Genomic DNA, 23,157 nt, shown 5'->3' with positions numbered 1-23,157 from the left:
GGGAGCGGGAGGCGGGGGGAGACGACGGAGCGTGGTCGGGGAGGAGCGGCAGGAGGGTGAGGGCGAGGGTCAGGGGAAGCAGAAGGAGTCGGAGGAGGAGTCGCCTCCCTGGAGGCGGATCTGGTGCGCGCGGCGGCCGTCGGCCGCGAAATCGGTGAAGAAGCCCGCGTCGAGGGAGAGGGAGCCGTCCTCGGCGACGTCCGCCTTCGCCATCCAGCCGGAGACGCCGTCGGGGTAGAAGACGTCGTCCCAGGAGCGGTAGAGCGAGTTGGTGAAGTAGACCCGCCGTCCGTCCCTGCTGGTCTCGACCATCTGCGGGCCGCCGTTCAGCGGCCGGTCCGGGGCGGCCGGGTGGGCGTCACGGCGGACGATCCCGCCGATCCGCACCGAACCGGTCTCCCGGGGAGCGAACGGGTCGGAGACGTCGTACGCCTTGAGCTCCCCGGTGCCCCAGGCCGAGACGAGCAGGATCCGGTCGTCCAGGGTCAGCGAGATGTCGCTGACCAGCGGGGGTACCGCTCCGAACTGCTTGAGCGGCTCCGGCAGCAGGCCGGGGTCGGCCGGTTCGGCCGGGATCGTGATCGTCTTGCGGGCCTTCCAGACGCCGTCCTCCAGGTACCAGGTGAAGATGTTGGAGGACAGGTCCTCGACGTCGATCACCGTGTTGACGAAGCCGTAGGTCCTGGTCGGATCGTGGGCGGGCCGCAACTCCAGCGCCATCTGGTGGCGGTCGCCCAGGTCGATCTCCTGCAGGTGCCTGCGCCTGGTCAGGTCCCACACGTGCAGCCGGTGACCGTACCCGCGACCGGTGAGCAGCTCCAGCGACGGACCGGGCTCGATCTGGTTGGGGGTGGCCCACTCACTGGTGATCATGGTGTCGTGTCCCAGGTGCCACCAGAAGTCGTAGTGCAGCCGTTGCGGCCCGCGGTCGGCCTCCCAGCGGCCCCGCGGTTCGAAGGTGTCGTGGTCGAGCGTGAACACCCCGCCGGGCGCGTCGCCGTCGACGTTCCCGAGCGCGCTGACGTAGATGGCGTCGGTGCCGCAGTGCACGGTGTGAGGGCGGCTGTAACCGGTCTTCTCGAAGATCGTCTCAGGTTCGATCGTCTTGACGAGCTTGGGACGCCGGGGGTCGTCCTTGACGTCGAAGATGTAGATCCTGCTCGACCGCAGGCCCGGGAGGACCAGGTAACGCCTCTCCACGTGCGGGTGCGGGGCGTACGGGCACAGGGCCGCGCTGCACACGTTCCAGCCGAAATGGTGGAGCTCGTCGCCGGGAACGGACATGTCATGCACGTCGGCGATCGATCCGTCGGACAGGTCGATCGTGGCGAGCCCGTCGGGCCGTCCGTCGCCGGTCGCGTCCAGCAGGGCGACGTAGGCGAGCTCCTCCCGGGGCGCCAGCATGGCCTCGCGAGCGGAGGGGTAGAAGGTGGGATCGGGCTGGATGAGGGGCACGGTGAACTCCTGACTCATGGCCGGAACCGATACCCAACCAATGTTGTAGGAAAAGGGGTCGCTGTCCAGGGGACATATCGGTACGACTGCCGCGGGATTATCGGGAAGAGGCTGCGGTGATCCGCTCGGCCGTTCGGCTCCGCCGGTTCGCGCGGCGGGGTGGACGGGGTGAACCGGCAGGGGAGGGGCCGCGGGATTCCCGGGCGGACGGATCGTGTCTTCGTCCTGGGGCGAGGGCGGGCGCGGCGAGTCCGAAGTGGAACGAATGTGGGAAGCCTGCGGAATGTGCCGAACACGCCGAGGAGGGGGCGGCGCTCGGGACGAATGAAGAGGTGCGGGGCGACGATGCCCCGCACCTCTTCGCTTTCAACCGACGTCCACGTTCCCCGAGTGATCGTTCCGGCGTCCTCTTCGTGTTACCGGAGAACTCCGGGGTGACCCTCCGAGGCGTGACGCGCCGATCGGCCTGCTTCCATGAAGCCCGGAGAAGGTCTCAGCAGATCTTCACCGGGGTGCAGATCCCCATCGAGGCGCCGATCCCCATGGAGGCTCCCATCACCGGGATGCCGATGACGGAGGTGCCGTACACCGGAGTCGCGACGACCTGGATGGGAGTCATCCGAACGGTGTGGATCGGCCTGCTGACGGTGTCGACCCTGGTTCCGGCCGGCCCTTCCGGTCCGGCAGGTCCTTCGGGGCCGGCGGGTCCTTCAGGTCCGGCGGGTCCAGCCGGGCCTTCGGGTCCTGCGGGTCCTGCCAGACCGTCTGCGCCTGCGGGTCCTTCGGGTCCAGCGGGTCCCTCGGGTCCCTCGGGTCCTTCAGGTCCCGCGGGTCCGGGAAGGCCGTCAGCGCCCGCCGGCCCGGGAGGGCCTTCGGGTCCTGCCGGTCCCTCGGGTCCCTCGGGTCCGGGGAGGCCGTCTGCGCCTGCGGGTCCGGGAAGGCCGTCTGCGCCCGCCGGTCCGGGAGGTCCTGCCGGTCCCTCGGGTCCGGGAAGACCATCTGCGCCAGCCGGTCCGGGAAGGCCATCAGCGCCTGCGGGTCCGGGAGGTCCTGCCGGTCCCTCGGGTCCGGGGAGGCCGTCTGCGCCCGCCGGTCCGGGAAGGCCATCTGCGCCGGGAGGTCCTGCGGGTCCGGGAAGGCCATCCGCTCCGGCCGGTCCTGCGGGTCCGGGAAGGCCGTCTGCGCCCGCCGGTCCGGGAGGTCCAGCCGGTCCCTCGGGTCCGGGAAGACCATCTGCGCCAGCCGGTCCGGGAAGGCCATCAGCGCCTGCGGGTCCGGGAGGTCCAGTCGGTCCCTCGGGTCCGGGAAGACCATCTGCGCCCGCCGGTCCGGGAGGTCCAGCCGGTCCCTCGGGACCAGGAAGACCATCTGCGCCGGGAGGTCCTGCGGGTCCGGGAAGGCCATCCGCTCCGGCCGGTCCTGCGGGGCCGGGAAGGCCGTCAGCGCCCGCCGGTCCGGGAGGTCCAGCCGGTCCCTCGGGTCCGGGGAGGCCGTCTGCGCCTGCGGGTCCGGGAGGTCCCTCGGGGCCGGGAAGACCATCTGCGCCGGGAGGTCCTGCCGGTCCGGGAAGGCCGTCAGCGCCCGCCGGTCCGGGAGGTCCAGCCGGTCCCTCGGGTCCGGGGAGGCCGTCTGCGCCCGCCGGTCCGGGAGGTCCAGCCGGTCCGGGAAGACCGTCAGCTCCGGCCGGTCCTGCCGGTCCGGGGAGGCCGTCAGCGCCCGCCGGGCCGGGAGGCCCTGCCGGGCCTCGGGGACCGGCGGGCCCGCGCAGCCCGTCGGGAAGCTTGCACAGGAAACTCGGAAGGCCGAGCCACCTGCACAGCAGGATGTAATTACCGTCGGTCGCGGTCGGTCGCACCGCCTTGTTGATGATTGCTTCGGTGGCCACAATGTCGTTGACGCGGACCACCGGAGACACCCGTACCACCGGGGACACGCGCACTACCGAAGACACCGGGGCAAGATTTGTGCAGACGGCGGTGAACTGCAGGAGACACGGGTCTGCCTGAGCGCTCTTGAGAGAGCTGATTCCACCGTGGCGGGCCTGGGCCGAGGCAGGGAGTTGCGAATCGGCCGAAACTGGAACAGGGGAGTTCAGAAGAAGGACGGCTCCGGCGAGCGCGCCGCTCGCGAGGCTCCGTTGCATGAAAGTAGACACGTGCCTTCTCTCTCCCGTTGTATTCACAGAAAACGTCCCGTAGTCATTCTTGGGACATTCCGTGGATACGGTAAGAGAAGCTGCTCGAATCCGGTGACGACACTTGATGAAGGGGGCCGATTTCTTTACCCTGCATAAATGCAAATCCCTACACGAAAGACAATATACCGATTGTCGCATTCAATCCGTCGGGTGCCTGATTTCCGTAAAATCAAAATTCTTCTGTTTGTGTCCTTGGTGATGGGATGCGTAATTTCGTGACCTCATGTGTCGGATGCGCCTGAGGTGCGGAACGCTCTCCGGTAGGCCGAGGGGGAGGTGTGCATCGCCCGGGTGAAGTGGTGACGGAAGGTGGCCGGGCTGTCGAAGCCCACGGCCGAGGCGATCTCCTCCACGGGCGCAGAGGTGGACTCCAGCATCGCCAGGCTGGCGGCGACCCGCTGAGAGATCACCCAGCGCAGCGGGCTGGTCCCGGTCTGGCGCTTGAAATGCCTGATGAACGTACGTTGTGACATGTGCGCGACCCCCGCCAGGGCGGCGATCGTGATCGGTTCGGCGAGGTGGTCGAGCGCCCAGGTCATCGCGGCCGTCACGGCGGCGCCCTCGTGCACGGGGGTGACGGCCGCCTGGATGAACTGGGCCTGTCCGCCCTCCCGGTGGGGAGGGATGACGAGCCTCCGGGCGACCTCGTTGGCCACCCCCGGTCCGTGGTCCTTGCGCACCAGGTGGATCAGCAGGTCCAGGCCGGCCGCGCTGCCCGCGCTGGTCAGCACGTCCTCGCCGTCGACGTAGAGCACGTCCGGGTCCACCTTCACCCTCGGGAACCTCCGCTGGAGCAGGTCGGCATACCTCCAGTGGGTCGTCGCCTCCCTGTCGTCCAGCAGTCCGGCGGCGGCCAGAGCGAACGCTCCCGAGCAGATCGACACGATCCGTGCCCCGCGCTCATGGGCCCGGCGCAGGGCGGCGACCACCCCGGGGGACACCTCTCCCCGGACGTCCGCCACTCCGGGGACGATGACGGTTCCGGCCGCGGCCAGTACGTCGAGGCCCCGCTCGACACGCATCGTGAAGCCGCCCACGACCCGTAGGTCCACGGGGCTCTCCGCGCAGACCGACAGTTCGTACCAGGGCCCGCGCAACTCGGGGCGGGGGATGCCGAACACCTCGACCACGCAGCCCAGCTCGAACGGACTCATGCCGTCGAAGGCGAGCACGGAGACGCCGGAGTCCGTGCGGGGCGGCACCGAGGGCGAAGGCGGCACCGAGGGCGAAGGCGGCACCGGGGGCGAGGGCGGGGGCGAGGGCGTGGGCGTGGGCGTGGGCGGCATGGCGAAATGTTAGCGGTAAGCGACATTCACGCCACTGTCGCGACGGACGTCACGCACGACACCATTGCCTCATCCGGCAGGTGACGCTCCCGGCCGGGACGCCGGGACCGTCGGCCGAGCACCCACGTCGCGCGTCACCGAGCCGTCACGCCGCAGGAGACGCGTCCGGGAGTGCTCCCGGAAGCCACGCGCAGAAGCGTCTCCCGGAAGCGTCCGCCGAGGGCGTCGCCGACGCACCGCATGCACCAGGAAGGGTCGTACATGGCCACCGCTCCTCAGTCCGTCCCCGCCGTCCCCTCCACCGCCGTCCCCTCCTCCCGCACCGGCGTCTCCGCCGTCACCGCGGTGCCGGCCGCGGGCAACGCCGCCGCGCTGGCGCACTTCGCCGCCCGGCTGACGTTCGAGACCGACGCGGCCGATGTGGCCGCGGACCTGGCCGCGGGTGTCCCCGGCCTGGTCGTGATCGACTCGCGCAGTACGGAGAGCTGGGAACAGGGGCATATCCCGGGCGCCGTCCATCTGCCCACCGCGCTGATCGCCGCGCGCGGCGACTCCGTGGTCCCCCCGGGTGCGACCGTGGTGACCTACTGCTGGGGTCCCGGCTGCAACGGTGCCACCCGTGCCGCACTGGAGTTCGCCAGGCTGGGGCACCCGGTCAAGGAGATGCTGGGCGGTTTCGAGTACTGGGCCCGCGAGGGACACCCCGTCCAGACGGCGCGAGGAGTGTCCCGCCGCCCCGCAGACGCCCTCACCGCACCGGTCTCCGGCGTCTCCTGCGCCTGCTGACCGGAGACGAGACCGAATCCCGCCCCGCCCGGAGACCCTGATCACGCGTCGAACACGGTTTGCGCTCGCTTGGGTCAAGCCACCGGCCGATACCGGCGGGGCGTCGTCGTAGGGGATGACACGCATCCCCAGGAGGCGACATGACGTTCCGCCCGCTCGCCACAGCCCTCACCGTGCTCGCCCTGTTGTCGGCCGCCGCCTGCGGCGGATCCTCGACCACGCCGACCGAGACCCTGCCGATGCCCGAGTCGGGCAGGGCGATGCCCTCGGCGGCCGCGCAGCCCCCCGCCCAGGAGGACTCCGCGGCGGCCCGAGATCGGGCCACGGCCCGGGCCGAGGACCCCGAGACCACCCGGAGTCACGACACCGCGGCCGAGCAGATCTCCACCTTCTCCCTGGACGTGGACACCGCCTCCTACGGCTACAGCAGGCGGCTCCTCGGCGAGGGCAGCCTGCCGGAACCCGGCCGGGTCCGGCCGGAGGAGTTCGTCAACTTCTTCGCGCAGGACTACGCCGAGCCCGAGGACGACGGCTTCACCGTGCACGTGGACGGCGCGCGCACGCCCGGGAACGGCACCGCGCTGCTCCGTGTCGGCCTGCAGACCCGGGGGGTCGCCGCGGAGTCCCGCCGGCCCGCGAACCTGACCTTCGTGGTGGACGTGTCGGGTTCCATGGGCGAGCCCGGCAGGCTCGACCTGGTCAAGGAGTCCCTGCACCGGCTCGTCGACCAGCTCGGACCCGGTGACCGGGTCTCGGTCGTCGCCTTCAGCGGAGAGGCGGAGGTCGTGCTGGCGATGACCCCGGCGACCGACCGGGAGCGGCTGCACGCCGCCGTCGAGCGCCTGGCCGTGCAGCAGTCGACCAATCTGGAGGCGGGACTCACCCAGGGGTACGCCGAGGCCGCCGACGGCTTCCGGCCCGCCGCCGCCAACCGGGTCATCCTGCTCTCCGACGGCCTGGCCAACGCCGGTGACACGACCTGGCAGGGCATTCTCGACCGGGTCGCCGAGGCCGCGGGCAAGAAGATCACTCTGCTCTGCGTCGGCGTCGGCCGCGAGTACGGCGACGAGCTGATGGAGCAACTCGCCGACAACGGTGACGGCGCCGCGGTCTACGTCGGCTCCGCCGACGACGCGCACAAGGTCTTCGTCGAGCAGCTCGCCACCACCGTCGACCTGCGGGCCCGTGACGCCAAGGCACAGGTCGTGTTCAACCCCTCGGCCGTGGAGTCGTACCGGCTGATCGGTTACGAGAACCGGCGGATCGCGGCCGAGGACTTCCGCGACGACGCCAAGGACGGCGGCGAGGTGGGTCCGGGACACTCGGTGACCGCCCTGTACGAGGTGCGGCTGCGCGGCGGGGCGTCGGGCCAGCTCGCCACCGCCACCGTGCGCTGGCAGGACCCCGACACCCGCGCCCCCGCCGAGGCCGCCCGCTCCCTCGCCGCGCGCGAGCTGGGGGCCTCGATCTGGGAGGGGACCTCACCGAGGTTCCAGGTCGACGTGGTCGCCGCCGGCTTCGCCGAGTACCTCCGTACCCGCGAGGGGCTCGCCGGGCTGACGGCCGACGACCTCGCCGCCCACGCCACCCGCCTGGCCGCCTCGACCGAGGACCCGGCGGTGACCGAACTCGCCCGCCTGATCGCGCAGGCCGCCTCGCTCACCTGACGCCCGTGCCCGGCGCCGCAGTCCCGGGCGGGTGCCCGGCGCCGGTGCCGGGCCTGCACGCTCGGCCTCGTGCCCGGCGTCCGTGTCTCGGCGTTTGTGCTTCGGCGTCCGTGTCCCGGTGTTCGTGTTTCGGGATCCGTGTCCCGGCGCCGGCCACCCGGGCGCGGACGTCCCCGCGTTACGCGAGCCGCCGCACGGCCGTGGTTACAGGGTGCGCGGCGGTTTCCTATACACTGGCGTCGTCGCCGGGCCGCGCCCGGAGGCACCCGGACGGATGACGTCCCAGGGGCTATGGCGCAGCTGGTAGCGCGCCTCCATGGCATGGAGGAGGTCTGGGGTTCGAATCCCCATAGCTCCACCCGGGGTCGTTCTCGAACGACCCGGAGCACGTTGACGAGATCCCGCCCGATCACCTCGATCGTGGCGGGATCTCGTCGTTCTGCGGGCCGGCGTCCCCGCCGGCCGGAACGTCCCGGACCGCAGGCGGGTCCGGCATCGTGGGCGCGTCACGGGCCGCAGGCGCGTCGTGGATCGTGAGCGCGTCACGGACGGCGGGCGCCTCAGGGGTGACGGGTGTGCCGGCGACCGGCCGTGGAGCCGGCGATCACTGCGATTCCTCCCGGTAACGTGCCGTCCATCGGCGGGTGAGCTCGTCGGCCTGACGCCGATGCCGTGCCGTGATCACTCGCTCCCCGGGCGGGTCGAGCCCCAGGAACGCCAGAAGATCCCGGGTGGCCCCTTCCGTGTCGCGGGCGAGGTCCTCGTACCGCATCGGGTACGGCCGGATCCCCTGGGAGGCGAACCACGCCTCCCAGGCCGCGTTGTGTTCCTCGATCGTCCGGACGAACCGGTCGATTCCCTCGCGGTCGAAGACCGGGGGGCGTCCGTCGCCGGTGGCGGCGCCGCTGATCTCCCCGTTCCCGCCGACGTACCAGACGCCGGTCTGCTCCGCGCGCAGCCAGGAGACGGCCTGCGCCACCACGTCGTCACGCCGCAGGAGGACGAAACGCGTCCGGCCGAACACCCGGCGCAGCAGGCCCGCGTCGTCGCCCGCCAGATCCGGGTGAACCGCTCCCAGCCTGGCGACGACGTGTTCGACGGTCCCCCACATGAACTTCGCGCCGAACACGCCGTTCGCACCGCGCCCGGCGGTCAGTGCCGCCCGGACGTAGTCCGCGTAGTCGAAGCCGCCCCGCGCGGTCCGCGGAATCCGCCAACGGTCCGCCCACAACGGCTCGTCGGGCTCACGGAAGTAGGCCTGCGGCCGGCCGGCGACACCGGTCGACTCCAGCAGGCCGAGCAGGAGCGAGCTACCGGTTCGCGGGGTGGCGCAGACGAAGTACGCGTCGATCCGGGCGGGGGTCTCCTGCGGGCTGGTCACGGCGACACGGTAGGGCCCTCGTGCTGCCGGTACGCAACCGCTTTTCCGGGTCCGCCCCGGCCGTGTCCCTCTCAGCCGGTCTCCCGGTCCGGGTGCGGGGAGCGGGCGCCGCCCTCGTCGAGGATCTCGTAGTCCAGGTGGAAGGAGTGGGCGCCGTCGTCGTTGACGATCTGGCCACCGCCCCGGATGCCGGTCAGTTCTCCGGTGCCCGAGTCGGGCAGGATCGTCCAGCTCAGCCCCGCGTTCTCGCCGTCCGCGGTGGCCGTGTGGTGCAGCACGAAGGTGCCCTTACGCCCGTGCGCGGTGCCGGTGAAGCGCTCGAAGCCCACGTAGGCCGCGGACGTCTCGACCTGGGCGACCGCGGTGATGATGTCGGTGGTGCTGGTGCCGGTCAGATCACCGTCGAAGGTCTTGGTGATGTGGACGCGGGTGAGCGTGGCCCCCTCGGCCTCGTCGTAGGGGGTCGGTTCCCAGCTGTCGATGGTGAAGGTTCCCGTGGCACGCGGCATATGAGGCTCCCTGCTGTGTTCTCGGTCGTCGTAACCAGCATGGCGCCCGTACCTGTCAGCTCATGTCAGGTATGCCGTCGCCGGGCGGGCCGGAGCGGGATCGAGCACGACGGAGCGAACCGGGAGAACCGAGCGAACCGGGCGGGGCCGGGGCAGGGCGGAACCGGTTGAGGTGGCAGGTCAGGACAGGCTCCACCGGTCCATGTTCCAGGTGACGGTCGACTGCGCCGGGTTCGGGACGACGTTCCTGAGCGTCTCGTCCCAGGCGGTGAGCCCCGGATGCTGGAAGAGCGGGATGGTGGCCAGGTCGTTCCAGAGTTGCTTCTCGATCTCCCCGATGATCGGGTTCTGGGCGGCCAGGTCCACCGTGGAGTTCAGCTTCGCGATGAGGCGGTCGACCCGCGCGCTGGAGTAGCAGCCGTTGTTGTTGCCCTTGCTGCGGGCGTCGCACTTCTCCGGTGAGGTGAAGTTGGAGGCCCAGCCGCTGACCAGTGAGGAGCCCGACCAGGCGAACAGTGCCACGTCGTAGCCGTTGGCCGGCATGACGGTGCCGAGGAAGTCGTCGGACCCCTTGTCGACGACCTTGAAGCCCGCCCTGTTGCAGGAGTCGATGATGAGCTGCACCGCCGCGGTGCGGCGCGGGTTCGGGGTCTGGTAGCCGATGTTCACCTCCAGCCCCGTCCTGCCGGTCCGGCGCAGGAGCTCCCTGGCGCCCGCGATGTCCTGCCGCGCGTACGCGTCGGCGCTGCCGCTGGCCGCGACGACCTCGGCGCTGTTGGCCTGGAAGGGGGCGACGGTGCGGACCTGGAGCGGCCCGGCGGCGGGCGCGACCGGCCTGACCAGCCGGTCGACGATGCGCTGCCTGGGCACGCACCTGGCGAACGCCTCGCGCAGCCTGGCGTCCCTGAACGGGCTGGAGTCGAAGTTGAAGTCCAGGTGCTCGTAGGTGTACCGGTCGAAGACGCTGACCCGCACGCCGCTCAGTGACTGCAACTGCTTCAGCACGTCCGGCCCCGGCTGCGGCTCGACGATCTGGACCTCGCGGTTCTGCAGCGCCTGGGCCTGCTCGTCGAGGGTGATGAAGCGCTCGACGATCGTCGGGGTGGCGGCGGGCGCGCCCCACCACCGGTCGTTGGCGACCAGGGTGAGCCGCTGCCCGGCGTCCAGCTTCGAGAGCTTGTACGGGCCGGAGGACGGGATCAGTTCGGCGGCCGGAAGCCTGCCGTCGGAGACCCAGCCGTCGTTGAAGAACCTGATGCCCTTCTCGAGCCTGCGGGCGTCGGCGCTCCTGACCGCCGCGATGAACTCCTCCTCCGACAGGCCGTCCCGGGCGGCCACCACGTGGGCCGGCAACAGCTCGGTCGCCCCGGGGCCGCCCGCCACCCAGTCCGCGAACGGCTTGTCGTAGACCAGGTCGAACGTCCTGCCGCCGGCGCGGCAGTCGGGGACCCGGGTGTCCTGGACGCCGTTGGTGTCGGCCGAGGCGAACCCCCCGACCTTGCCGGAGCGGAACGCCCACCACAGCATGACGTCGTCGCAGTCGATCGGCGTGCCGTCGGACCAGACGGCCTGGTCGCTGATGGTGTACTCCACCGTGAGCGGGTCGTCGGAGGTCTTCCGGTAGGTCCCGAAGTCCCGGTCGGGAGTGATCGCGCCCTTGTCGCCGTAGAACCAGAAGCCGGTCAGCACCCGCTGCAGCGGGGCGAAGTTGCGGGTGGCGTTCTCCGCGGTGGTGTTGTTGTTGTAGGAGTGGAACTCCTGCTCGTACGCGTAGGTGATGGTCCTGGTCGACGCGGCCGGTGCCGAGCCGGGGTCCGAGGGGCGGTCCGCCGGGTCGGGGCCCGCGCAGGCGCCCACCAGGAGCGCGCCGCCCGCCAGCAGCGCCGGCAGCCTCCCGGCCCTTCGCGCGTGTAACACGGCACCACCCCTTCGATCTGCGGATCTCCGGCCGGCCCCCGTGCCGGTCGGGCAGTACCGGATGCGGCCGCCCCCCTTGGCCGGGGCGTCGTCCCGGGCCCGGGTGCGCGGCCGACCGCGGCCGACCGCGCCCGCCCGTGACCCCGTCGGGCGCGATCCCCTCCGAGCGAGAATAGGAAAAACATAACCTTTGAGCGAATTACGCCAATATGCGAGATGCGGGAGCCGTATCCCTCTCATTCTCGGCGGTACGGGCCGACCCGCGGAGACGGACCGCCTCCCTGGCCCGATCCTTACGGATATTGGCACTCGGGCCACTCGTGGGAGGACGCGGGCGCCGCCGATGATGAGGCCCATGACAACGACTCCTCAGCCGGGTCGCGGGGTGCACCGCGCCTGGATCGTGGCGGCGGTCGCCTTCGTCGCCATTCTGGGCGCGGCCGGGTTCCGCGCCACCCCCGGTGTGCTGATCACGCCGTTGCAGGAGGAGTTCGGCTGGTCGCGGGGCACGATCTCGCTCGCGGTCTCGGTGAACCTCATGCTCTACGGGCTGACCGCGCCCTTCGCCGCGGCGCTGATGGACCGTTTCGGCATGCGCAGGGTGGTGACGTACGCCCTGCTGCTCGTCGCCACGGGCAGCGGGCTCACGATCTGGATGAACGCGCCCTGGCAGCTCCTGCTGTGCTGGGGCGTCCTGGTCGGCCTGGGGACCGGCTCGATGGCGCTGGTCTTCGCCGCCACCCTCACCGAACGCTGGTTCGTCCGCCACCGGGGCCTGGTCACCGGCGTGCTCACCGCCGGCGGGGCCACCGGCCAGCTCGTGTTCCTGCCGGTCCTCGCCCACCTCGCGGCCGGACGGGGATGGCGGACGGCCGCGCTCACCGTCGCCATCGCCGCCCTCGTCGTGGTCCCGCTGGTCTGGTTCCTGCTGCGCGACCGGCCCGAGGACGTGGGCACCACCGCCCTGGGCGCCGACCCGGCGCCGTCCGCCACCCCGTCCGCCACCCCGTCGGCCGCCGCGGCCCGGCCCGCGCGGGCGGGCGGGGCCGTGTCCGGCACCCGTCCGGGCAACGCCGCCTCGCGCGCCCTCGGCGTGCTCCGGAGTGCCGCGCGGACGCGCCCCTTCTGGCTGCTCGCCGGGGGGTTCGCGATCTGCGGGATGAGCACCAACGGCCTGGTGGGCACCCACTTCATCCCCGCCGCCCACGACCACGGCATGGCCGAGCCGGTCGCCGCCGGCCTGCTCGCGCTGGTCGGGATCTTCGACGTGGTCGGCACCGTCGCCTCCGGCTGGCTGAGCGACAGGGTCGACTCACGCCTGCTGCTCGGCGCCTACTACGGGCTGCGCGGCCTGTCGCTGCTCGCCCTGCCGAGCCTGTTCGGAGCCACCGCCGAGCCCAGCATGCTCGTCTTCATCGTCTTCTACGGCCTCGACTGGGTGGCGACGGTCCCGCCGACCGTGGCGCTCTGCCGCCAGATCTACGGTCCCGACGGGGCCGTGGTGTTCGGCTGGGTCTTCGCCTCCCACCAGGTCGGGGCGGCGATCGCCGCGACCGCGGCCGGGATCACCCGTGACCACTTCGGCGCCTACGACCTCGCCTGGTACGCCGCGGGCGCGCTCTGCCTGGCCGCCGCTGTCATGTCGATGGCCGTCACCCGCCGGCGGTCCGGTGACCGCCCGTACGACCCCGGCGACCCCGGCGACCCCGGCGGCCCGGAGGACCCCGGCGCCCGCCCCGACGGCCCGGCCCGCACGGTCAGCGGGGCAGCCTGACGATGTCGGCGAGGACACCGCCCTGGGGGGTGAGCCGCGCCTGTGACGGGCTGTCGTAGACCACCATGAGGCGGTCGCCGTCGAGCACGGTGATCCCCTCCGGGTGGTCGCTCCCATGGCCGTACGGCAGGTCGCCGACGACCTCGGGCTCGTGCACGACGGAGGGCTCGTCCGGCGGTTCCCAGCGCATCAGGCGCACCGGCCCGTCCAGGCTCATGGTCGGCCCGGCCAGGATCAGCAGCCCGCCCCGGTGGGGGCACATGTCGCGGACGCCGAGCCCGCCGAGGTTCAGGAAGTGTGTCCGGTACGGCCCGCCGTCGACGTCGGCGAGCCGCAGGGCGCCCGGCCGCCGCGGGTCGCTCTCCGGCCGGATCTCCAGGACGGCGGCCCAGCCGCGCAGCACCGGGCCGCGCAGGCCGGCGAACAGCCGCTCGCCCAGCACGGCGATGCCCTCGACGTCCAGGCCGTTGTCCTTGCTGGGAATCGGCACGAACGGGCCCAGGTGCGGATCGGCGGCCAGCAGGTCGGCCAGGTTCCGGCCGGGACCGGCCAGGATCTCCGCCCTGCGGCTGCCGTCCTCGCGGACCGGGGTGGCGCCGACGAGCGGCAGCCGTACCAGGATGAAGCGGTTCTCCTCGCGCACCACCGCGGCGAGGCGGCGGCGCGCCTTGTGCGGCGGCTGCCCCTTCTTGACCCGCCTGCGCTTGAGGCTGTGCGACCCGATCGCCCAGAGCCAGCCGTCCGCCCGGCCCAGCCCCTCGATGTCGGCCTCCTCCTCGCGCTCGGCGGGCAGGTCCACGAAGTCGGCCAGGAAGAAGGTGCGCTGGTCGTCGTACCGCCCGCCGCGGAACGCCAGGTGCTCGACGGTGGCGGTCTCGTCGCCGGCCAGCCAGAGCCCCAGGGCGTCGGTCCGTACGGCGGACAGGTTGGTGTGCGTCCTCGCCTCGCGTGAGGAGGCGTCGAACCTGAGCTCCACCTGGCGTTCCACGAACATTCCGGCATCATCGCAGGGTGACCGGGGTGCCGGCGGAGAAGGTACTCGTTCCCGAAGTGTGATGGGGATCCCAGGCGAGAAAACCGGATTTGTCGTACGCTCCCGTTCGTGCTCGATGGGTTGGGTGGGACTCAGGGGACCCGGGAGACGGGTTCCACGCCGACGTACGCGACCGCCGACGCGGAGACCTCGGACCTGCCGAAGATCACGGCGGAGAGCCCCCGCGGGACGCCGCAGGCCCAGCCGGTCCCGGCCATCAAGCGGTCCCGCATCGGCGACCTGCCGATGCGCGTGATCTACCGCGCCCTGGCCGTGGGCGCCGCGCTGCTCCTCGTCGCGGTCGCGGCCGTGGTCGGCTTCGTCACCTCGGGCACCCCAGATCAACCGGGCGAGGAGCGAGCGGGGCAGATCGCCGCGCCATCTGCCGCGCCGCCCTCGCCCGGTCCGGCCTCCACCGGACCCGTCTCCCCGGAGCCGTCGGCGCCGGCCTCGGCCTCGGCGTCGTCCTCCGCCCCGGGAAGCCCTTCTCCCTCGGGATCGGCGTCCCCGTCGGCCTCCGGGAGCCCGTCGCCGTCCGGCTCCACCCCGGCACCCGACCGCAGCGCCGTCGTCACGGCCCTGGCCGACCCCCGGGTGCCGGAACTGCCGCGCGACAAGCGGCTCGGCAAGCTCACCGGCGCGGCGGACAGGAGCAAGCGCCGCCTCACCGACCGCCGGTCGGGCGTGTCGCTGGTCCGCCTGGGCAAGCCCTGGAAGGTCTTCGGCGCCTCGCCGTTCTCCACCAGACAGGTGCTGCCCAAGGTGAAGGGGGCGGCTCACCGGGCGATGCTGGTGAGCTGCCCGGTGCCGATCCTGGTGCAGCGGGAGACCAAGGACACCGCGCTGCTGGCCGCCCGGTGGACGCTCAACCACCACCCCAAGGGCGGAAAGATCTCCTGGACGGCCTCGCAGCCGATCAAGGACGGCTGGCTGCTCGCCTACCGGGTGAAGTACAGGAACAAGGGCAAGGCGCGCTCCTCCATGGCCGCCGTCGCGGTGACCGAGGGCTCCGGCGACAAGCCGGCGATGCTCTTCGTGACGATCCCCGACGCGCAGAAGAAGCACTGGCGCGACATCAACACCGCGGTCTCCTCCCTCCGATTGAAGTGAGCCCGGCCGGGGCAGGATTCGCCTTGTCCGTGTGACCGGGTGAGATTCGGGGGGATTTCACGATCGGTCGCCCCGCCGTCGTACGCGTGACGGCCCCTGCCCGCCCGCCGGAGCCCGCTCGTCGAAGCCCGCCCGCCGGACGCGCCGCCGGGCCTCCGTCCGGCTACGTCCCCCCGGTCGTCGAGGGGGAAGTCCGTGAACCGACCGGCGTCTCAGCAGCCGTCCCGGCAGCGCAAGGGACCGGGACGGTGGCCGTCCGGCGAGACGGGCCGCCCGGGGAGCGGCGACAGGGACGGCGAGGGCAGCGGCTCCAAGCCCTGGAGGTCCGAGGGCCTGCCCGACCGTTCGTCCGCCCCGCAGCGCCCGCGGATCAGCTGGCCGCGCTTCCTGCTGACGCTGGCCGTCGTCTACGCGGGTTTCTTCATCGTCTCCTCGTTCTTCGACGACGTCACCGAGCCGATCTCCTACACCCAGTTCACCCGGCAGGTACGGGCGGCCAACGTCAAGGACCTCTACGCCACGGGTGCGTCGATCCAGGGCACCCTCAGGAAACCCGCCCGCGACCCCGACAGCGACAACGTCGAGTACGACCGGTTCTCCACCGAGCTTCCGGTCTTCGCCGACGACGAGGGGCTCTACCGCCAGCTCACCGCGACGGGGGTGAACATCAAGGCCGAGCCCGTCGGCGGCGACCGGGGTTTCCTGACGAACCTGCTGCTGTCGCTGTTCCCGGTGCTGCTGCTGGCCGGGCTGTGGATCTGGTTCGTGCGGCGCGCGGCGGCCGGGGCCATGGGCGGCGGTATGGGGGGTGGACTGGGCGGTCTCGGCAAGACGAAGGCGGCAAAACCGGTTGAACAGGACAGGGTCCGGGTCGACTTCGACGACGTGGCCGGCATCGACGAGGTCGAGAACGAGGTCGCCGAGGTGGTCGACTACCTCAAGGACCCCGACAAGTACCGCAGGCTCGGGGCGAAGCTGCCCAAGGGCGTACTGCTCGCCGGCCCGCCCGGCACCGGCAAGACCCTCCTCGCCCGCGCCGTGGCGGGCGAGGCGGACGTGCCGTTCTTCTCGGCGAGCGCCTCGGAGTTCATCGAGATGATCGTGGGGGTGGGCGCCTCGCGGGTGCGCGAGCTGTTCGAGGAGGCCCGCAAGGTCGCGCCGTCGATCATCTTCATCGACGAGATCGACGCGATCGGCCGGGTACGCGGCGGCAGCACCATCGGCGGCCACGACGAGCGCGAGCAGACGCTCAACCAGATCCTCACCGAGATGGACGGCTTCACCGGCTCCGAGGGCGTCATCGTGATCGCCGCCTCGAACCGGGCCGAGGTGCTCGATCCGGCGCTGCTGCGGCCCGGCCGTTTCGACCGTACCGTCGTGGTCTCCGTGCCGGACGCCGACGGGCGGCTGGCGATCCTGCGCGTGCACAGCCGGGGCGTGCCGCTCGCCGGCGACGTCCACCTGGACCGGCTCGCCAGGACCACGCCCGGCATGACCGGCGCGGACCTGGCCAACCTCGTCAACGAGGCCGCGCTGCTCGCCGCCAAGCGGGGCAACGAGAAGGTGCACTCCGCCGACTTCGCCGACGCGCTGGAGAAGATCCTGCTGGGTGCGGCCCGCGCCGTCGTGATCCCGCAGGACGAGCGCAGGCGCACCGCCTACCACGAGGCGGGCCACGCGCTGCTCGGCATGCTCCAGCCGGGTGCCGACCCGGTCAGGAAGGTCTCGATCATCCCGCGCGGCCGGGCGCTGGGCGTCACCCTCTCCACCCCCGACACCGACCGGTACGCCTACGACGAGAAGCACCTGCGGGACCGGATCGTCGGCGCCCTCGGCGGCATGGCGGCGGAGCAGATCGTCTACGGCGTGGTCACCACCGGTTCGGAGAGCGACCTGGAGCAGGTCACGGTGATCGCGCGCGGCATGGTCGGCCGCTGGGGCATGTCCGCCAGGATCGGCCCGCTCAGCGTGCTGTCCGATTCCGCCGACGGCCGTCCCGCCGCGGCCCCCGACACCCTCGCCGCCGTGGACCAGGAGGTCCGGCGCATCGTGGACGAGTGCTACGAGGTCGCCCTGGCCGTCCTGCGGGAGAACCGCGACCGCCTGGACGGCATCGCCGCCGCCCTGCTGGAGAGCGAGACCCTGGGCGAGGCCGAGGCCTACGACGCCGCGGGACTCCCGCGCCGTCCGGCTCCCGAGCCCATGACCCCGCCCCCGCCCGTGGCGGGGAGACCGGCGAGGCCGCGCTAGGCTCGACCGGCGTGACCCAGATCGTGCTCGCCTCCGCCTCGCCCGCCCGTCTCGCCCTGCTGCGCAGCGCCGGACTGGATCCCGAAGTGATCGTCAGCGGGGTGGACGAGGCCGCCGTCACCGCCGGCAGCCCGGCCGAGCTCTGCCTCACGCTGGCCCACGCCAAGGCCGCGGTGGTGGCCGGGAAGCTCTCCGGCGGGCTGGTCGTCGGCTGTGACTCCGTGCTCGAACTCGACGGCCGGGCCTACGGCAAGCCGTCCTCTCCCGAGGAGGCCGTCGCCCGCTGGCACGGCATGCGCGGGCGCGAGGGCCGCCTGCTCACCGGCCACTGCGTGATCGACGTCGAGAGCGGGCGCGAGGCGGCGGAGGTGGGCGCGACGACCGTGCGCTTCGGCACCCCCGGCGACGACGAGATCGCCGCCTACGTCGCCACCGGAGAGCCCCTTCACGTGGCCGGCGCCTTCACCCTGGACGGGCGGGGCGGCTGGTTCGTCGAGGGCATCGACGGTGACCACGGCAACGTCCTGGGTCTCTCCCTGCCGCTGCTCCGCCGCCTCCTGGCCGCCCTCGGGGTCTCCGTTCCCGTCCTGTGGCGGTGAGCCGGGCCCGCGCCGTCACCCGGGACGTCCGATCCCGCTAATCTTCCGCCATGGGTCATTTCCGCTCCTTTCTGGACGGCATCGGGTTCTTCTTCCAGGGAGTGCGCTGGGTGGCGCGCTATCCGCGCTGGTGGCTGTTCGGGCTGATCCCGGCCCTGATCGCCTTCGCCCTCTACGCGGCCGCCCTCTATCTCCTCGGCACGAACGCGCTGGAGATCGCCGCCTGGGGAACGCCGTTCGCCGACGGGTGGAGCGAGTCGGCCCGGACCGCGTTGCGCGCGGTGGTCGGGCTGGCGCTCTTCGGGGCCGGGCTGGTCCTGTCCGTGGTGACCTTCACCGCGGTCACCCTCATCGTGGGCGACCCGTTCTACGAGAAGCTCTCGGAGAAGGTCGAGGGGACCTACGGGGAGGTGCCGACCGGCCACGAGCTCCCGCTGTGGAAGTCCGTCCTCAGGTCCGTCAGGGACAGCCTGATCACCCTCGGATGGTTGCTGCTCTTCACCGTCCCGCTGTTCTTCCTCGGGTTCGTGCCGGTGATCGGGCAGACCGTGGTGCCGGTCCTGGGCGCCCTGGTCTCGGGGTTCTTCCTCACGGTCGAGCTGACCACGCTGGGCCTGGAGCGCAGGGGGATGGCGCGCAAGCGCCGGTTCGGCCTGCTCCGGGGGAACAAGGCTCCCGCCCTGGGTTTCGGGGTCCTGCTCTTCCTGCTCTTCCTCATCCCGTTCGTCGCGGTCATCGCGATGCCCGCCGCCGTGGCCGGCGCGGCCATCATGGTCCGCAACCGCCTGGCGCCGACGGCGCCCCGGGTCGGGGGAGACGCGGGGAACCGTGGTGTGGACCCGCGCGTGGACCGGAGCGTGGACCGGAGCGTGAATCCGGGTGCGGATCGGGGCGTGGACCGGAGCGTGAATCCGGGTGCGGATCCGGGCGCGGGCCGGCGCGTGGATCCGCGTACGGACAGGGGCGCCTGAGGGTTCTTCGTTCCCGGCTGTGGAAAACCGACGCTGTCCACAGAACGTGGTTCGGCTCGGATGAGGGGAACGCGGGTCCGGAAGGCTTGCCGCCATGACAACGGACAGCACGTCACCGGCCTCGCCCGAGCCGAAGCCCTCACGCTCCGTGGCCCCCTCACGGCCCGCCCGCTCCCCACGCTCCTCACGGCGGGCGGCCCGCGCACGGCCCGCCAACCCCCCGTCCCCCGCGGATCCCGCGGCCTCCGAGATCTCCGTGGTCCACGGGCATCCTGCGGAGCCCGGAGAGCCGGCGGAGCTCGGGGAGTCCGCGGAGGACACGGATCTCGCGCGACCCGGAGGTCCTTCGCGCTCCTCGCGCTCCTCGCCTTCCGGCGCGTTCCCGGGGCCGTCCTCCCCGCCGCGGCTCCTGCTCGGCTCCACCGAGGACGTCCTGGGAGCCGTTCCCTACCTGCTGGGGTTCCACCCCGCCGAGAGCCTCGTCGTCATCGGCCTCACCGGCGGCCCGACGACGAGCAGGCTGCACCTCACCGTCCGATGGGATCTGCCGCTCGCGGCCGACGGGCTCGGCCGGGTCCTCCCGCTCTTCAGGAAGGAAGGGGTCACCGAGGTCGTCGTGGTCGGCTACGGCCCCGGCCCGCTGGTCACCCCGGCCGCCGACGCGGTGGTGGCGCACTTCCGCGCAGGCGGGCTGACCGTCGTCGACGCGCTCCGGGTGGAGCAGGGCCGCTACTGGTCGTACGCCTGCTCACGAGGCGACTGCTGCCCGGCCGACGGGACACCCTACGAGCGTCGAGCCGGCGCGGTCGCCGCCGAGGCGACCCTCCAGGGGTTGGTCGCCCTGCCGGATCGGCAGACCCTGGAGCGCTCGCTCGACCCGGTGACCGGTCCGGGGCGGGTGGCCATGCGTGAGGCGACCGGCCGCGTCACCCGCGAGACGCTCGACAGGCTCACCGGCCGCCGTGACGCCGACGGATTCGCGGCGGAGTTCGTGGCGGACGGCATGGCCAGGGTCCGTGAGGCGATCGCTGTCTACGCCTCGGGCGGCAGGCTCGGCGACGACCAGGCGGCCAGGCTGGGGCTGGACCTGGCGGTGATCAGGATCAGGGACGAGGCCTGGGCACTGATGACCGACGACGATCACGACGCCCACCTCAGGCTGTGGCACGATCTCACGCGGCGGCTGGAGCCGAGGTTCGTGCCGCCGGTCGCCTCGCTGCTCGGCCTGGTCGCCTGGCGCCGAGGTGACTCCGCGCTCGCGGGCGTCGCCCTGGGCCGGGCCCATGAGGTCGATCCCGGCTACTCGATGGCGAACCTGCTCCTGCACGCCATCCGCAGCCTGGTCCCGCCCCATGCCCTCAACGACAGGATGCCCGGCCCCGAGGAGCTCGACCAGGAGATGGGCAGCCCGAAGACGGCCTGGCTGCTCCCGATGGTGGTGCTGCTCGACGAGACCGGCGGTCCGGGCCCGAGGGCCGTGACCGCCGGGGTGCCGGCTCAGCCCTCCGCGCGTCGCTGACGTTCGTTGTAGGCCCTCATCCGAGGCGGATAACCGGTCAGCTGCACGTCGTAGACGGGCAGGGACAGGCCACGGGCCACCTTGCCGATCACCGCGGGGGAGCCGACCCGCCGCCGCGTCCACTCACCGTCGTCGGCGATGGCCACCGCCGTGGTGTCCGTCGCGAACGTCTCGGGTTCGACGTAGAACTCCACACCCCGACGTGACTTCGCGAAGGCGATGAGCGCCTCGATGTCGGCGTCGGTCGCCTCGCGATCGAACTTGGCGATCTTCGGCCCGCGCAGGCGCCTCAATCCATAGCGATCTCGCCATCTCATGTTTTCCTGTATACCTCTCCTGCTTGTTCCCCGGCGCGGATGCCAGGGGTGCGTCTCAGGGGTCTATGAGGGTTCATCCTGATGCGCCAGGCCGACAATCTGAGCCAGTATGGAAAGCGTAGAGGCGACGAAAGGGTATCGGTCTCATGGCAGGCACAGTGACACCAGCGGGCCCGGGGCGCGGGAGAGTACCGGTGGCGGGTCTGCGGCCCGACCATCCGACGCTTCGGGTGGGCAACCAGGATCGCGAGCAGGTGGTCGAGCACGTCAAGGCCGCCTACGCGGAGGGAAGGCTCGACAGGCTCGAGTTCGAGGACCGGCTGGAACGGGCGATGACGGCCCGCGTGCACGGCGACCTGATCCCGATCATGGACGAACTGCACGGCGGATACCCGGCGCGGCCGGTTTCCTCCCGGTTCCCCGGTGATCGGTCGGCGTCCGCGTATCCGGGAAGGCTCGGCGGGCGAGGCGACACCGGCGGTGACCGCCTGGGCGCGGCCGCGGCCCACCTGCTCCCGCTGGCAGGCCTGCCCGTCGTGGGGCCGCTGGTGATGATGCTCACCGCGGGAAGGAACTCGCCCTACATCCGCGCCCACTCGGTGGAGGCGCTCAACTTCCAGCTGACGCTGCTCGCGGCGACCATTCTGCTGACCATCACGATCGTGGGGGCGGTGCTGGTCCCCCTGGTCTGGATCGGTGGCGTGGTCCTGTCCGTGGTCGGCGGGGTCGCGGGGGCGAGCGGCGGCGACTTCCGTTACCCCCTCACCGTGCGCATGGTGCAGTAGGGCCGGGGCGTCGGGCGCATCGGGGCCCGGCACACCGGAGGCGGGATCTCAGGACGTCCGGGACAGGGTTCCGGCGCACCGGGGACGAGCTCTCGGAACGCCCGGGTTCTCGGGATGCCCGAGGTCGGGCAGGTCCGGGCCTGGGATGTCGAAGTCGAGATGTCCGGCACCGCATCCCGGCACCGGAACGTCCGGTGCCGGGCATTCCGACGCCGGGATGCGGCGCCGGGATGTCCGAGCTCCCGGGAGGTCGCCCCTCAGAGCATGAGGGAGCGGACCATGTCCACGGTGTCGGCTTGATCCGCTGTCTTGTCGGGGCGGTAGCGGATCACCCTGGCGAAGCGCAACGCCACCCCGCCGGGGTAACGGCTGGACTGCTGCACGCCGTCGAAGGCGATCTCGACGACGAGTTCCGGGCGGACGGTGACCGTCCACCCGTCGGTGGGACCCTCCGCGATGGCCAGGAGGCGCTCGGTCTGCCAGGCGAGCAGTTCGTCGGTCAGGCCCTTGAAGGTCTTGCCGAGCATGACGAACCCGCCGCTCTCCGGGTCACGGGCCCCCAGGTGCAGGTTGGACAGACGGCCCTCGCGGCGGCCGCTTCCCCACTCCACGGCCAGGACGACGAGGTCGAGCGTGTGGCGCGGCTTCACCTTGATCCAACCGGCTCCGCGCCGCCCGGCGGCGTAGGGCGTCAGCAGGGACTTGACCACCACGCCCTCGTGCCCGCTCCTGACCGCGTCCTTGAAGAACGCCTCACCTTCGGCGACGTCGGCGGTGGCCAGGCGGGGGGTCACCAGTCCGGCGGGCACGGCCTCGGTCAGGGCGGCGTGGCGCGCCTCGCCCGGGAGGTCGAGCAGGTCGGCGCCGTCGGCGCGCAGCGCGTCGAAGAAGAAGACGCTCAACGGGGTCTTCGCGCGGGCGCGCGGTACGTCGGTGCGGCTGGACACGCGGCCGGAGGTGACCTGGAAGGGTTCGGGGCGGCCGTCGGGACGCAGGGCGAGGACCTCGCCGTCCAGCACCAGATCGGACGAGGGCAACGCGCCGACCGCCTCGACGAGCTCGGGCACCTGCGCGGTGATGTCGTCCAGCGTCCGGGTGAAGACCGAGACCCGGTCACCCGAGCGGTGGGCCTGGATCCTGATGCCGTCGAGCTTCCACTCGACCGCGACGGGCCCGCCGAGCTTGCCGAACGCGGCCTCGATGGAGACGGCGCTCTGGGCGAGCATCGGGGACACCGGCCGGCCGACCTCCAGGTGGAAGGCGCGCAGCGCCTCGATCCCGCCGCTCAGCGCGGCGGCGCCGACCGCGGGCAGCCAGCCGCGGAGCATCAGCGCCCGCCTGACCTCGGCCGCGGGCACCCCGGCCGCCTTCGCGACGGCCTCGATCATCACGCCCTCGAGCGCGCCCTGGCGGAGCTCCCCGTGGAGCAGCCGCGTCAGGAAGAGCTGCTCCTGACGGGTCAGGGAGCCGAACAACTCGGCCAGCAGCGCCTTGCGCGCGTTCTGCGAGCCGGGCCCGGCCAGTGCCTTGAGGCGGTCGAGGAGATCGTGCACCTCGCGCAGGGTGGCGGTGGCCGCGAGCCTCGGCTCGGGCGGGTCCTG

The 23,157-nt window shown here is 72.1% G+C and carries 19 protein-coding genes and 1 tRNA gene; 10 read left to right on the top strand and 10 right to left on the bottom strand.

Annotation, left to right across the window (positions count from 1 at the left end; genetic code table 11):
* Nucleotides 1–69 precede the first annotated feature (69 nt).
* The 4 genes from AB0G16_RS18260 to AB0G16_RS18245 form a co-directional block, all read right to left on the bottom strand.
* The gene (locus tag AB0G16_RS18260; RefSeq protein WP_362805955.1) at nucleotides 70–1,473 is read right to left on the bottom strand and encodes a selenium-binding protein SBP56-related protein; all 1,404 of its coding nucleotides are present in this window, start codon (nucleotides 1,471–1,473) and stop codon (nucleotides 70–72) included.
* 475 nt (nucleotides 1,474–1,948) lie between these two features.
* Nucleotides 1,949–2,074, bottom strand: a complete 126-nt coding sequence (locus tag AB0G16_RS18255) for a hypothetical protein (RefSeq protein ID WP_362805953.1) — start codon at nucleotides 2,072–2,074, stop codon at nucleotides 1,949–1,951.
* Nucleotides 2,071–2,994: a hypothetical protein gene (locus AB0G16_RS18250; RefSeq protein ID WP_362805951.1), complete on the bottom strand. Its 924-nt coding sequence runs from the start codon at nucleotides 2,992–2,994 to the stop codon at nucleotides 2,071–2,073. Before AB0G16_RS18250 ends, AB0G16_RS18255 begins: the two co-directional genes overlap by 4 nt.
* An 879-nt stretch (nucleotides 2,995–3,873) precedes the next feature.
* Nucleotides 3,874–4,938: a helix-turn-helix domain-containing protein gene (locus AB0G16_RS18245; RefSeq protein ID WP_362805949.1), complete on the bottom strand. Its 1,065-nt coding sequence runs from the start codon at nucleotides 4,936–4,938 to the stop codon at nucleotides 3,874–3,876.
* Nucleotides 4,939–5,199: 261 nt separating this feature from the next.
* Between AB0G16_RS18245 and AB0G16_RS18240 the strand changes: the two genes are divergently transcribed.
* The 3 genes from AB0G16_RS18240 (at nucleotide 5,200) to AB0G16_RS18230 (ending at nucleotide 7,749) form a co-directional block, all read left to right on the top strand.
* Entirely contained in the window at nucleotides 5,200–5,724 is a 525-nt protein-coding gene (locus AB0G16_RS18240) for a rhodanese-like domain-containing protein (RefSeq protein WP_362805947.1), read from the top strand.
* Nucleotides 5,725–5,864: 140 nt separating this feature from the next.
* A complete protein-coding gene (locus AB0G16_RS18235) occupies nucleotides 5,865–7,391 on the top strand; it encodes a von Willebrand factor type A domain-containing protein (RefSeq protein WP_362805945.1) in 1,527 nt (508 codons plus the stop codon).
* 285 nt (nucleotides 7,392–7,676) lie between these two features.
* Nucleotides 7,677–7,749, top strand: a tRNA-Ala gene (locus AB0G16_RS18230).
* A gap of 246 nt (nucleotides 7,750–7,995) precedes the next feature.
* On the opposite strand, the gene AB0G16_RS18225 is transcribed toward AB0G16_RS18230, so the two are convergent.
* The 3 genes from AB0G16_RS18225 to AB0G16_RS18215 all read right to left on the bottom strand — a co-directional run bounded on the left by AB0G16_RS18225 (nucleotide 7,996) and on the right by AB0G16_RS18215 (nucleotide 11,198).
* Entirely contained in the window at nucleotides 7,996–8,772 is a 777-nt protein-coding gene (locus AB0G16_RS18225) for a Stf0 family sulfotransferase (RefSeq protein ID WP_362805943.1), read from the bottom strand.
* A gap of 71 nt (nucleotides 8,773–8,843) precedes the next feature.
* Entirely contained in the window at nucleotides 8,844–9,281 is a 438-nt protein-coding gene (locus tag AB0G16_RS18220) for a DUF3224 domain-containing protein (RefSeq protein WP_362805941.1), read from the bottom strand.
* A 180-nt stretch (nucleotides 9,282–9,461) separates the two neighbouring features.
* Nucleotides 9,462–11,198 carry an ABC transporter family substrate-binding protein gene (locus AB0G16_RS18215; RefSeq protein ID WP_362805939.1) on the bottom strand — a complete coding sequence of 579 codons (1,737 nt, stop codon included), beginning with the start codon at nucleotides 11,196–11,198 and terminating at the stop codon, nucleotides 9,462–9,464.
* Nucleotides 11,199–11,553: 355 nt separating this feature from the next.
* Here AB0G16_RS18215 and AB0G16_RS18210 point away from each other — a divergent pair, with 355 nt between their 5' ends.
* Nucleotides 11,554–12,972: an MFS transporter gene (locus tag AB0G16_RS18210; RefSeq protein ID WP_362805937.1), complete on the top strand. Its 1,419-nt coding sequence runs from the start codon at nucleotides 11,554–11,556 to the stop codon at nucleotides 12,970–12,972.
* On the opposite strand, the gene AB0G16_RS18205 is transcribed toward AB0G16_RS18210, so the two are convergent.
* Entirely contained in the window at nucleotides 12,956–13,966 is a 1,011-nt protein-coding gene (locus tag AB0G16_RS18205) for a DUF3616 domain-containing protein (RefSeq protein ID WP_362805935.1), read from the bottom strand. The two genes, AB0G16_RS18210 and AB0G16_RS18205, sit on opposite strands and share 17 nt — an antisense overlap.
* Before the next feature lie 108 nt (nucleotides 13,967–14,074).
* Here AB0G16_RS18205 and AB0G16_RS18200 point away from each other — a divergent pair, with 108 nt between their 5' ends.
* From AB0G16_RS18200 to AB0G16_RS18180, 5 genes are all read left to right on the top strand, one after another.
* Nucleotides 14,075–15,115 (top strand): hypothetical protein, encoded by a 1,041-nt coding sequence (locus AB0G16_RS18200; protein WP_362805933.1) that lies wholly within the window; start codon nucleotides 14,075–14,077, stop codon nucleotides 15,113–15,115.
* A gap of 195 nt (nucleotides 15,116–15,310) precedes the next feature.
* A complete protein-coding gene (gene ftsH / locus AB0G16_RS18195; RefSeq protein ID WP_362805931.1) occupies nucleotides 15,311–17,365 on the top strand; it encodes an ATP-dependent zinc metalloprotease FtsH in 2,055 nt (684 codons plus the stop codon).
* 11 nt (nucleotides 17,366–17,376) lie between these two features.
* Entirely contained in the window at nucleotides 17,377–17,964 is a 588-nt protein-coding gene (locus AB0G16_RS18190) for a nucleoside triphosphate pyrophosphatase (RefSeq protein WP_362805929.1), read from the top strand.
* Nucleotides 17,965–18,014: 50 nt separating this feature from the next.
* Complete coding sequence (locus tag AB0G16_RS18185) at nucleotides 18,015–18,935, top strand: EI24 domain-containing protein (RefSeq protein WP_362805927.1); 921 nt, start codon at nucleotides 18,015–18,017, stop codon at nucleotides 18,933–18,935.
* Between the two features lie 256 nt (nucleotides 18,936–19,191).
* Complete coding sequence (locus AB0G16_RS18180) at nucleotides 19,192–20,454, top strand: DUF4192 domain-containing protein (RefSeq protein WP_362805926.1); 1,263 nt, start codon at nucleotides 19,192–19,194, stop codon at nucleotides 20,452–20,454.
* On the opposite strand, the gene AB0G16_RS18175 is transcribed toward AB0G16_RS18180, so the two are convergent.
* Nucleotides 20,433–20,771, bottom strand: a complete 339-nt coding sequence (locus AB0G16_RS18175; protein WP_362805924.1) for a hypothetical protein — start codon at nucleotides 20,769–20,771, stop codon at nucleotides 20,433–20,435. The two genes, AB0G16_RS18180 and AB0G16_RS18175, sit on opposite strands and share 22 nt — an antisense overlap.
* A 194-nt stretch (nucleotides 20,772–20,965) precedes the next feature.
* Between AB0G16_RS18175 and AB0G16_RS18170 the strand changes: the two genes are divergently transcribed.
* Nucleotides 20,966–21,556, top strand: a complete 591-nt coding sequence (locus tag AB0G16_RS18170) for a DUF1707 and DUF4870 domain-containing protein (RefSeq protein WP_362805922.1) — start codon at nucleotides 20,966–20,968, stop codon at nucleotides 21,554–21,556.
* Nucleotides 21,557–21,813: 257 nt separating this feature from the next.
* On the opposite strand, the gene AB0G16_RS18165 is transcribed toward AB0G16_RS18170, so the two are convergent.
* On the bottom strand, nucleotides 21,814–23,157 hold a 1,344-nt coding region (locus AB0G16_RS18165), incomplete at its 5' end, for an ATP-dependent DNA ligase (RefSeq protein WP_362805920.1).

The sequence above is a fragment of the Streptosporangium sp. NPDC023615 genome, assembly GCF_040640155.1.
Lineage (GTDB): Bacteria > Actinomycetota > Actinomycetes > Streptosporangiales > Streptosporangiaceae > Streptosporangium.
The sequence above is the reverse complement of the archived record's forward strand: the minus strand, read 5'-3'. Positions and strand labels throughout refer to the sequence as shown.

Bases quoted from the DNA above. Each gene is read 5' to 3' on its own strand.
- AB0G16_RS18260 (WP_362805955.1), bottom strand. From the start codon at position 1,473: ATGAGTCAGGAGTTCACCGTGCCCCTCATCCAGCCCGATCCCACCTTC.
- AB0G16_RS18255 (WP_362805953.1), bottom strand. From the start codon at position 2,074: ATGACTCCCATCCAGGTCGTCGCGACTCCGGTGTACGGCACCTCCGTC.
- AB0G16_RS18250 (WP_362805951.1), bottom strand. From the start codon at position 2,994: ATGGTCTTCCCGGCCCCGAGGGACCTCCCGGACCCGCAGGCGCAGACG.
- AB0G16_RS18245 (WP_362805949.1), bottom strand. From the start codon at position 4,938: ATGCCGCCCACGCCCACGCCCACGCCCTCGCCCCCGCCCTCGCCCCCG.
- AB0G16_RS18240 (WP_362805947.1), top strand. From the start codon at position 5,200: ATGGCCACCGCTCCTCAGTCCGTCCCCGCCGTCCCCTCCACCGCCGTC.
- AB0G16_RS18235 (WP_362805945.1), top strand. From the start codon at position 5,865: ATGACGTTCCGCCCGCTCGCCACAGCCCTCACCGTGCTCGCCCTGTTG.
- AB0G16_RS18220 (WP_362805941.1), bottom strand. From the start codon at position 9,281: ATGCCGCGTGCCACGGGAACCTTCACCATCGACAGCTGGGAACCGACC.
- AB0G16_RS18210 (WP_362805937.1), top strand. From the start codon at position 11,554: ATGACAACGACTCCTCAGCCGGGTCGCGGGGTGCACCGCGCCTGGATC.
- AB0G16_RS18205 (WP_362805935.1), bottom strand. From the start codon at position 13,966: ATGTTCGTGGAACGCCAGGTGGAGCTCAGGTTCGACGCCTCCTCACGC.
- AB0G16_RS18185 (WP_362805927.1), top strand. From the start codon at position 18,015: ATGGGTCATTTCCGCTCCTTTCTGGACGGCATCGGGTTCTTCTTCCAG.
- AB0G16_RS18175 (WP_362805924.1), bottom strand. From the start codon at position 20,771: ATGAGATGGCGAGATCGCTATGGATTGAGGCGCCTGCGCGGGCCGAAG.